Genomic DNA, 10080 nt, shown 5'->3' on the forward strand with positions numbered 1-10080 from the left:
TGACAAGCCCCAGTCTCGGACCGTCGGCGAGCAAGGTGGAAGACATGATGGCAAGCCGCGTCTGTTCATGCGACGAAATGCGTGCGGAGCCGGCATCAAACACGATCACGCAGCCCCGCAGGGCCTCACGCACTGAATCAATCATTGCCGGGGGCAGATTGGACTGAACCTGATAGCCGGGAAAATGGTAGAGCGACGGCATCAAGGTGAAATGCGCATCCACCTTGGCCCCGCCGGTGACAGGCCGCAGCAGGGTGAGCCAGTTGCTTTCCATCTGCCGCGTCGCGATTCCTTCGAGGCGCGGGATGCCATCGCTCTGGATGTCGAAGGCGCGTGGTGGTGGGACGCTGAAAAAACTGCGCACGAAGGCGGCGAGCAACTCCGGTTTGGCAAAGGCTGCGGTCAGCACGTGCGGGCTGGCTTTCAGTGCGGTGGGATCTACCACCCGTGCGCCAGCCACTTCCGCGAGTGTGTCCACCAGCTCTTCCTTCAAGGCCGTGTCCGGCAGCAGGCCGCTGAGCACGATGGCATCGTCCTTGGCATGAATGTGCAGTTCCGCAGGCACGCGCAAGGCACCAATGATCGGCTTGAGCAGGACGCTGCCGGCGGTGAGCGGCGGCTTGAAGCCCTCCGGCCAGCGCACTTCGGGGGCGGAGTGCAGCCCATCGGTATTGATGACGAGATCAGGGCGAAGATCCGCGATGAGAAGGCGCGCCTGATTGATTTCAGCCTCATCGGGCAGCCAGCCGCTGAGAAGGAGGGTCTTCTGGTCCAGCTTCGCACTGAGACTGGCCAGCACGTGAATTTGCTCCGCGCCGGTCTTCAGCCGCAAAGGGCCAAGCGTACGCAGGGCCGCCAATGCCCGCTGGCGTGCAGGCGGGTCCGGTGCCTCGCCACTGACAGCAATGTCGAAAAATCGAACTTCCACGACGGGATCGCGCACTCCGGCGGCCTTCAGGCCTGCCACAGCCTCCTCGGTGAGCACGGGGAGATTTTCACTGCAAAACAGCCATGCATGCACCCCCGTCGCCACGGGCAGAAGGATCAGCATGAAAAAGCATAGACTGAGACGCATGAAAGAGTGTGCGGAGTGGCAATTGACACAACGGAGGTGGAACCGATAATCCGCCGCCCCCGCTGACAGACGTACCGTTAAAAGTTCGTCGCCTGCGAGGCAAGGATTAACTGTTACACCTTATCTAACCAAAATACACACTCATGTCAGTCGTCATCGCTGGATCCGTCGCCCTCGACAATGTCAAAACCCCGCAGGACTCGCAGGAAAACCTGCTCGGAGGCTCCGCCAGCTATGCTGCTCTGGCCGCCAGCATCTTCTGCCAGCCCATCCACCTCGTGGGCGTGATCGGGCATGATTTCCCGAAACCCCACCTCGACCTGCTGGCCTCACGCGGCATCACGCTCGACGGCCTGGAGCGCAACTCCGGCGAATCCTTCACCTGGACCGGCGAATACCACGACGACATGAACAGCCGCACCACGCACAAGGTGGGCCTCAACGTCCTCGAACAATGGCAGCCGCAGGTCCCCGAGGCCGCCAAGACCGCCAAAATCGCCGTGGCTGCCAACATGAGCCCGGACAACCAGATGCAGATGCTCGATCAGGTGCAGGCCGACTTCGTCGCCGCAGACACCATGGATCTGTGGATCAACATCGCCAACGAGCGCCTGCATGACGTGCTCAAGCGCATCGATCTCCTCGTCATCAATGACAGCGAAGCCAAAGAATTCGCAGGCACCACCAACCTCGTCGATGCCGGTCGCAAGCTTCAGGCCAAGGGCCCCCGCTTCGTCATCGTCAAGCGTGGCGAGCATGGCAGCTTCCTCTTTGGAGAAAAGCCGGAAGACTTCTTCGCCTGCTCCGCCTACCCCCTGCACAGCGTGTTTGACCCCACTGGCGCTGGCGACTCCTTCCTCGGCGGCCTCGTCGGCTGGCTCGCCGCCAATGGCAAGACCAAGCCCACCTTTGAAGACCTCAAGACCGCCGCCGTCCACGGCAGCGTCGCCGCCAGCTACACTTGCGAAGCCTTCAGCACCCACAAGCTGCAGACCGTGACCCTCGCAGACATCGATGCACGTATTGCCGAACTGCGCAGCTATACGAACTTCTGAGTTCACCGTTGTTTACAGTGGTTGACGGTTGTTGACCCTTGTTTGCAAACTTCCGCCCACCTCTTCTCCGATGGTTCGGACAACCATCGTCAACAACCGTAAACCACCGTCAACTTTCCCCTCCCTCCCATGTGGACTTCGATCAAAACCTTCAAAGACATCAAGCTGGAGAAAACCAGCGATGGCATCGCCAAGATCACCATCAACCGGCCTAAAGTGCGCAATGCCTTCCGGCCGCTGACTGTGAAGGAGATGCTCGAAGCGTTTGAAATCGTGCATGAGGACCGCAGCGTCGGCGTCATCATCCTTTGTGGCGAAGGCCCCCTGGCCTTCTGCTCCGGTGGCGATCAAACGGTCCGCGGCAATGCCGGCTACATCGGTGACGACGGCGTGCCACGCCTGAACATCCTCGATGTGCAGCGGAAAATTCGCACCCTGCCGAAGCCCGTGGTAGCCATGGTGGCCGGTTACGCCATCGGCGGCGGGCATGTGCTGCACATCGTCTGTGATCTCACCATCGCCGCAGACAATGCCCGCTTTGGCCAGACCGGGCCGAAAGTAGGCAGCTTCGACGGCGGCCTCGGCTCCAGCTACCTCGCCCGCATTGTCGGCCAGAAAAAGGCACGCGAAATCTGGTATCTCTGCCGCCAGTACGACGCCAAACAGGCCCTCGATATGGGCCTTGTCAACACCGTCGTCCCGCTGGACCAACTCGAAGAAGAAACCGTCAAATGGTGCCGCGAGATGCTCCAGCACTCCCCGCTGGCCCTGCGCTGCCTCAAGTCAGCCCTCAATGCCGACTGCGACGGCCAGATGGGTCTCCTCGACCTCGCTGGCAATGCCACCCTGCTCTACTACATGAGCGAAGAAGCCAAAGAAGGCAAAAACGCCTACGTGGAAAAACGGAAGCCCGATTTCTCCAAATTTCCCCGCCTCCCCTGAGCCAGAAAGGCAATCTGAATATACAGCGGCTTGAAAGTCGAGAATGCCTTTATGGTTGCCACTTCGGGCGGAGTTTGTATGATCGTAGCCATCCGTTGACACACTCTCCCCGACATGGCTAAACGTACCACATCCAAACCTGCTGCCCCCGCTCCAGCCCCCTCGTCCTCAGCCTACGATCTCAAACAGATCCGCGAAATCGTCGGACTCATGGCTGAGAACAATCTGACCTATTTCCACAGCGAACAAAAAGGCGCCAAGCTCGAACTCCGCCGCGGCTCTGATCTGGAGGCTGTTAAAGAACTGCTCCAGAGCCTGCCCGCGTCCTCGGGTTCGCACGTCTCTTACGCCGCCGCCCCGGCTCCAGCCGCTGCTGCCGCCCCCTCAGTCGCTCCTGCTGCAGCACCTGCCGCCGAAGCCGCCATGGGACCGACCATCAACTCCCCCATGGTAGGCACCTTCTACCGCAGCACCGCTCCGGGAGAAAAAGCCATCTCCAACATCGGCGACAGCGTAGACGAAAACAGCAACGTCTGCATCATCGAGGCCATGAAGGTCATGAACGAGATCAAGGCTGACACCCGTGGCACCATTGTGCGCGTCCTCGTGGAAGACGGCAAACCCGTCCAATATGGCCAGCCCCTGTTCGAGTTGAAAGCCTGATTGCCATTCCTGCCCCTGACCTGACGTCCAGGCCCCGCCAAATCGGGCCCGCCCGGAGTCAAGCCAAGCAGACTTTTCCTACCTTCCGCGCCTCACATGTTCAAAAAAGTCCTCGTTGCCAATCGTGGTGAAATCGCCCTCCGCGTCATTCGTGCCTGCAAAGAACTCGATGTCAAAACCGTCGCCGTTTATTCCGAAGCCGATGTCGATTCGATGCACGTTCACCTGGCCGATGAAGCCATCTGCATCGGCCCTGGTCCAAGCTCCGAGAGCTACCTGAAAATGAGCCGCATCATCAGTGCGGCGGAAATCGCCAACGTTGACGCCATCCACCCCGGCTATGGCTTCCTCTCTGAGAAGGCTGAATTCGCCGAGGTGTGCGACCAGTGTAAAATCAAGTTCATCGGGCCTTCCGCACGCGTCATCAGCATGATGGGTGACAAGAACGTGGCACGTGAAACGGCCCTGAAGGCAGGCATGCCCATCACCCCCGGTTCGGATGGTCTCATTCACACCGAAGAAGAGGCACTCGCCTGGGCGCGCAAGATCGGCTACCCCGTCATGGTCAAGGCCACCGCAGGCGGCGGCGGCCGTGGCATGCGCCCGGTGCTCAATGAAGCCACCCTCGGCTCCAGCTTCCAAGCCGCTTCATTGGAAGCCATGAAATGCTTTGGCGACGGCTCCATGTACATGGAAAAGCTCGTCGAAAAGCCCCACCACATCGAGTTCCAGGTCGTTGCCGACTCCCACGGCAACGTCGTCCACCTCGGCGAGCGCGACTGCTCCATGCAGCGCCGCAATCAGAAGATCATCGAAGAGTGCCCTTCCCCCAAGATCTCCCCCGAAATGCGCAAGCGCATGGGCGACGCCACCGTGAAGCTCTGCAAAGAGATCGGTTACGAAAACTGCGGTACCATCGAGTTCCTCGTCGATAACAATTGCGAGAACTTCTACTTCATGGAGATGAACACCCGCATCCAGGTGGAGCATCCGATCACGGAAGAAGTTTACGGCTGCGACCTCATCAAGGAGCAGATCCGCATCGCCGCCGGCCTGCCGCTCAGCGAGCACGTCGTGGGTGCCCAGCCTCGTGGCCATGCCATCGAGTGCCGCATCAATGCCGAAGATCCTTCCCGCAATTTCGCCCCCAGCCCCGGCAAGATCAATCTGTGGTACACCTCCGGTGGCCGCGGCGTCCGCGTGGACACCCACGTTTATGCCGGCTACTCCGTGCCACCCTACTATGACTCGATGATCGCCAAGCTCATCGTCACCGGTGCCACACGCGAGATCGCCATCCGCCGCATGCGCCGTGCACTCGGTGAGTTCACTGTCGAAGGCATCAAGACCACGATCCCGCTGCAAAGCCAGATCATGACCACCTCCGACTTCCAGAACGGCCAGTACGACATCACCTGGGTGGAGAACTTCCTGCGCCAGGAAGGCATGAAGGCCTGAGAAGAGCGCGATTTAGCTTCATAGCCGCGATTGCTGGCTGAGAACTCAAAGACTTCCGGGCGGCATCTCGGATGGCGGAGCCATCAAGACAGCGTACATTCATCGGCTGCCTCCCCACCTTATGGGTGCCGCAGCCTACCGGATCAGACCCCAGTTCCGTCCCAGCGGAAAGTAGCAGAACAAGCCTGGTCCGACGAGATTGCGCTCAGGCACAGCGCCCCAGTAGCGGCTGTCCGAACTGTTGTAGCTGTTGTCTCCCATGGCCCAGTATTCCCGGGCGTTGTCACGATTGCTCAACTCGCGCACCGTGCCTTCCGCAAGGAACTGGAAGTTGCCGTAGCCTTTGTACAGACCTTCCATCGAACCCACACGCTTCATGCCAAACTCTTCAGCGGGCTTGCCGTTCACCCATAGCACGGGCGATTTGACTTCGAGCCGGTCTCCTGGCACACCCACGAGCCGCTTGATGTAATGCTGCGAGCCTTCTTCAACGCTCACGCGCATGTAGGGGCTGCGAATATTCTTCGTGGTGAAGACGAACACCTCGCCACGCGTGGGGCGGCGGAAGTTGTAGGCGAATTTGTTCACCAGCACATGGTCCCCGGTGTCCAGAGTCCCGCGCGCCAACAGTTGCCCCTTCGTAATTTGCTTGCCACCGAGATCAGCGACGGAACGCACGTACTGGGCATCTGGTGTGAGCTGGGTACCATCCACCGAGATCTGAGCGCCGACCAAGTTCAATAACCCCAAGTTCAAGCCATCCGGGTCGGTGGCAAGCTGGCGCATCGGCGCCCAGATCCACTGCGTGCCGCCATCTTCAAAATGCAGGCGGCAATGCGCGAAAAAGCCGAGAAAGCTGTGCTCCGTCAAAGGAAGCTCACCTTTACGCAGGAAGCCCGAACGTTTGGCAACGACATTGTAGTAGCTGCGGCCAGCCACCCAGTCTTTGCACTGCATCAAAAAATTGGGCGTCACATCCTGTTCGGTATGATTTGCGACCAGTCCATACAGAGTCGGCTGCATGGAGCCGGTGGGAATCTTGAACGGCTGCGCGACGTAGCTGCGGATGCCGAGCGCGATGACAATGGCGACAAAGAACACCTCCACATTTTCGCCGATGTCCGAATGCTCCACATGCGGCAGCGCTTTTTCGCAGGCTTTGTTGATCTCGTCGTTCAAGGCACTGATGCGCGCCTTGTCCTTGGCGCGCATGGCGTCCTCCAGGCTGCTGCGCAACGTGGTGATCTCATCCAGTTTTGCCTGCGGCAGGATGTCACGCTTGTAGTTGATGAAGCGTGTCACGCCCTTGTGCAGGAGCTTGGCATGCTTGAGGTAGCGGGGGGTCAGGAAAAACATGGGGACGAGTCCAGGATACTAGGAGGCGGCGAGCAATGCTCAAGTGCTGTCATTGTTCCAAAACCGATTTGATTCAGCTCCGGGATTCCATAACCAGCACATCGCGCAGCACTTCGGCGGCGCGCGCATTGTCTGAACAAACGAGACTGGCGGTGGTGCTGGATGCATCCCGCCGCAGGATGTGCATGGAACGCAGATCCAGCCCAGCGTTCTTTAAACGCATCGCGACGGCGGCAAGCGCGCCTGGCTTGTCCTCCAGGCGCACGAGCAGGGTGTCCTGGGTGATGACTCGAAAGCCTGCGTCGCTGAGGACACGCAGCGCTTCGTCATAGCGATCCACGCCGAGCACAACGATGCCATGATCTGCCACGCTTTCGACGTCAATTTCCTCGATGTTGATGCCGCGCTCCGCCAGGCAGGTGGTAAGCTTGGCGGCGATGCCAATCTCATTTGGCACAAGAACAGTGAGCTGTTTCATGGGGGTGGTTTCAGTGCAGTGGCGTAGTCGGCTACAAAGGCATCGATGGTGGGCCGGGTCACATGGGGCATGACGATGAGGTGGCCGATGTTTTTACGTGGGGCGATGGTCCATTTTTCCATCATGGACGGCGGCGGCTTGGGAAATACGACGGTGATGGAGTTCGGATGGCACCACGCTTCGATGCCTTGCGCGCGGAATTGCTGCACGGCATACCCGGCATTTCCCAGACATGTGTGTACCATATTCCGCAATCCGGCGTCGCCGAGGCTGCGCAAACGGTGCCAGAGTAGCAGCGGAGAAAAGCCACTGCGGGAACCGGCGATGGTGGTGTCCAGCGCGCCGATGTATTCGATCGAGCGTGCGATGCGGTCCACATTGGCCTTGCGGGCCAGCACGACGCCGCAGGGCACGGGGGAGCCGAGCATTTTGTGCCCGCTGATGGAAATGCTGTCTGCGCCATCGGCGAAAGTCCAGGGCTGCGGAGCATCGACAAAGGGCAGGATCATGCCGCTGAGCGCTGCATCGGCATGGATGTAGGCGTTGCCGATGGCGAGATCATCCATGATGGCGCGGATTTGCGCCAGATCATCGACAGCGCCCGTCATGGTGGTGCCGATGTTGGCGAAAATGATCGGCGGCACGTCGCGGTGGATGCGCAGTGTTTCGCGCAGGTCGGCATAGTCCATCTGACCGTCCGGCTGGCTCTTGATCATGATGTTGCGCGTGTGCTGCAGGCGCAGAACCTTGGCCACGCTGTAGTGCGTGTCTTCGCTGAAGTAGCAGATGCCATCCGGGAAGAGCTCCCGTGCCACGTAGAGGCCGTACATGTTGCCCTCCGTGCCGCCGCTGGTGACGTAGCCCCACCATTCATCCGCAGGCGCACGCGAGAAGCGGGCGAAGTCCGCCAGCACCTCGCGCTCAAACTCCATGGTGTTGAGGCGGTAGTTGGTGCCGTGAAAGGGATCGCCGACGTTGTTGATGCTGAACTCGAGAAAGCGGAACAGGTCTGAGTAATCAAAGGCCTGATTGCACGGATACCCGACGCTGCGCGTGCTGCATTCGCGCAGCCGCGCGTACAGGTCATCGAGCCGCTGCTGGTCTGCGGGACTGAGGTTGGGAGGAGTCACAGCAGAGGAATTCTGTCAGAATCCCCTCCGCGATGCAAGCTTCTCTGCCTCAGTCGTTCTTCAGCACCTGAATGAACGCTTCCTGCGGGATGTTCACCCGGCCGATGGCTTTCATCTTTTTCTTACCTTCCTTCTGCTTGTCGAGGAGCTTGCGTTTGCGGGAAATGTCGCCGCCGTAACATTTGGCGGTGACGTCTTTGCGCATGGCGCTGATGCTCTCGCGGGCGATGACCTTGCCACCGATGGCGGCCTGAATGGCGACGACGAAGAGCTGCTGGGGGATGACTTCCTTGAGCTTGGCGCAGAGCTGGCGGCCACGGCTCTCGGCCTTGCTGCGGTGAACGATGCAGGAGAAGGCATCCACGGGCTCGCTGGCGATGAGGATGTCCATCTTGACGAGTTCGGCTGGCTGGGTGCCCGCGTGTTCATACTCCATGCTGCCGTAACCACGGGTCATGGACTTGAGCTTGTCGTTGAAGTCCACGAGGATTTCGTTCAGTGGCAGGACGGTGTGCAGAAGCACGCGGCGGTCGTCGAGGGTCTCGGTGTTGTTCACCACGCCGCGCTTGTCCATGACGAGCTGCATGATGTCTCCGATGTTCTCGTTCGGGATCATGATGTTCACCTTCACGATCGGCTCACGGATCTCGTCGATCTCCGCCTGCGGGGGCAGGAAGGTGGGATTGTCCACCTTGAGCTCGGTGCCGTCGGTCTTCCTCACATCGTAAATGACGGACGGATAGGTGGAGATGACATCCATGTCGAACTCACGGCGCAGGCGCTCCTGGACGATTTCCATGTGCAGCAGACCGAGAAAGCCGCAGCGGAAGCCGAAGCCGAGAGCGGCGGAGCTTTCTGCCATGTAGGTGAAGGCGGCGTCATTGATCTGAAGCTTGCCGACGGCGAGCTTCAGCGCCTCGAAGTCGTCGGTGCTGACGGGATAGATGCCGCTGAAGACGAGGGGGTGGATCTCTTTGAAGCCGGGCAGTGCCTCGGGGGCAGGCTTGCGGCTCTCGGTGAGTGTGTCGCCGATCTTCACGTCAGCGGTGGTTTTGACGTTGGCGATGATGTAGCCGACATCGCCAGCCTCCAGCTTTTCACAGGGGACCATCTTCGGGCGGAAGGTGCCGAGGTCCTTGATTTCGGAGTCGTTGCCTGAGGCCATCAGGCGCACCTTTTGACCACGCACGATGGTGCCGGACATGACGCGGACATAACTGACCACTCCGCGATAGGGATCGAAGATCGAATCGAACACCGAAGCACGCAAATAGCCGTCGCCGGGATCTGTCGGCGGCGGGATGAAGGCGACGACGGCCTCCAAAATGTCCTCAATGCCAATGCCCATCTTGGCACTGGCAGACACGGCCTCATCGGAAGAGAGCTGCAGGATGTCCTCAAGCTGGCGCTTCACCTTGTCGACGTCGGCGCTGGGGAGATCGATTTTGTTGATGATGGGGACGACATGCAGGTTCTGCTGCAGGGCCAGATTCAAATTCGCGACGGTCTGCGCTTCGACGCCCTGCGAGGCATCCACCAGCAGCAGTGCGCCTTCACAAGCGGCCAGCGAGCGGCTGACCTCATAGCTGAAATCGACGTGCCCGGGGGTGTCCAGCAAGTTGAGCTTATAGATCTGGCCGTCCTTGGCCTTGTAGTTCATGCACACCGGGTGAGCCTTGATGGTGATGCCGCGCTCGCGCTCCAGATCCATCGAATCGAGCAGCTGATCCTGCTGCTGTCGGACGGTGATGGTTTGCGTAAACTCCAGCAGACGATCAGAGAGCGTGGTCTTCCCATGGTCGATGTGGGCGATGATGGAGAAATTGCGGGTGCGGGAAATGGACATTCAGTTGGCTTGGCGGGGGGCGGAGTATTTAATCCAGCGGCGAGAAGAAAGCAATTCCGATGCTTGAAGCCTGTGGA

At 59.8% G+C, this 10080-nt stretch carries 9 protein-coding genes; 4 read left to right on the forward strand and 5 right to left on the reverse strand.

The genetic code is table 11. The features are described from left to right. A partial coding sequence (locus tag PSV43_RS25900; protein ID WP_300204682.1) for a hypothetical protein occupies positions 1-1051 on the reverse strand: 1051 nt, incomplete at its 3' end. Between the two features lie 167 nt (positions 1052-1218). Here PSV43_RS25900 and PSV43_RS25905 point away from each other — a divergent pair. The 4 genes from PSV43_RS25905 to accC all read left to right on the forward strand — a co-directional run bounded on the left by PSV43_RS25905 (position 1219) and on the right by accC (position 5193). After that, positions 1219-2130, forward strand: coding sequence for a PfkB family carbohydrate kinase (locus PSV43_RS25905; protein ID WP_300204685.1), 912 nt, complete (start codon positions 1219-1221; stop codon positions 2128-2130). 129 nt (positions 2131-2259) lie between these two features. Further along, complete coding sequence (menB, locus tag PSV43_RS25910) at positions 2260-3072, forward strand: 1,4-dihydroxy-2-naphthoyl-CoA synthase (RefSeq protein WP_300204687.1); 813 nt, start codon at positions 2260-2262, stop codon at positions 3070-3072. 114 nt (positions 3073-3186) lie between these two features. Further along, a complete protein-coding gene (gene accB / locus PSV43_RS25915) occupies positions 3187-3735 on the forward strand; it encodes an acetyl-CoA carboxylase biotin carboxyl carrier protein (RefSeq protein WP_300204691.1) in 549 nt (182 codons plus the stop codon). A 96-nt stretch (positions 3736-3831) separates the two neighbouring features. Next, entirely contained in the window at positions 3832-5193 is a 1362-nt protein-coding gene (gene accC, locus PSV43_RS25920) for an acetyl-CoA carboxylase biotin carboxylase subunit (RefSeq protein ID WP_300204694.1), read from the forward strand. Between the two features lie 135 nt (positions 5194-5328). Here the strand turns inward: accC and lepB are convergent, their stop codons facing one another. The 4 genes from lepB to lepA all read right to left on the reverse strand — a co-directional run bounded on the left by lepB (position 5329) and on the right by lepA (position 10003). Then, positions 5329-6549: a signal peptidase I gene (lepB, locus tag PSV43_RS25925; RefSeq protein ID WP_300204696.1), complete on the reverse strand. Its 1221-nt coding sequence runs from the start codon at positions 6547-6549 to the stop codon at positions 5329-5331. Between the two features lie 73 nt (positions 6550-6622). Then, positions 6623-7027: an ACT domain-containing protein gene (locus PSV43_RS25930; protein WP_300204699.1), complete on the reverse strand. Its 405-nt coding sequence runs from the start codon at positions 7025-7027 to the stop codon at positions 6623-6625. Then, a complete protein-coding gene (locus tag PSV43_RS25935) occupies positions 7024-8157 on the reverse strand; it encodes a histidine decarboxylase (RefSeq protein ID WP_300204703.1) in 1134 nt (377 codons plus the stop codon). The genes PSV43_RS25930 and PSV43_RS25935 overlap by 4 nt, the downstream gene beginning before the upstream one ends. 49 nt (positions 8158-8206) lie before the next feature. Beyond that, the gene (lepA, locus tag PSV43_RS25940; protein ID WP_300204706.1) at positions 8207-10003 is read right to left on the reverse strand and encodes a translation elongation factor 4; all 1797 of its coding nucleotides are present in this window, start codon (positions 10001-10003) and stop codon (positions 8207-8209) included. Positions 10004-10080: the final 77 nt, after the last annotated feature.

The sequence above is a fragment of the Prosthecobacter sp. genome (genome assembly GCF_029946185.1).
Classification (GTDB): Bacteria; Verrucomicrobiota; Verrucomicrobiia; order Verrucomicrobiales; family Verrucomicrobiaceae; genus Prosthecobacter.

Bases quoted from the DNA above. Each gene is read 5' to 3' on its own strand.
- lepB (WP_300204696.1), bottom strand. From the start codon at position 6,549: ATGTTTTTCCTGACCCCCCGCTACCTCAAGCATGCCAAGCTCCTGCAC.
- lepA (WP_300204706.1), bottom strand. From the start codon at position 10,003: ATGTCCATTTCCCGCACCCGCAATTTCTCCATCATCGCCCACATCGAC.
- accB (WP_300204691.1), top strand. From the start codon at position 3,187: ATGGCTAAACGTACCACATCCAAACCTGCTGCCCCCGCTCCAGCCCCC.
- PSV43_RS25930 (WP_300204699.1), bottom strand. From the start codon at position 7,027: ATGAAACAGCTCACTGTTCTTGTGCCAAATGAGATTGGCATCGCCGCC.
- PSV43_RS25905 (WP_300204685.1), top strand. From the start codon at position 1,219: ATGTCAGTCGTCATCGCTGGATCCGTCGCCCTCGACAATGTCAAAACC.
- menB (WP_300204687.1), top strand. From the start codon at position 2,260: ATGTGGACTTCGATCAAAACCTTCAAAGACATCAAGCTGGAGAAAACC.
- accC (WP_300204694.1), top strand. From the start codon at position 3,832: ATGTTCAAAAAAGTCCTCGTTGCCAATCGTGGTGAAATCGCCCTCCGC.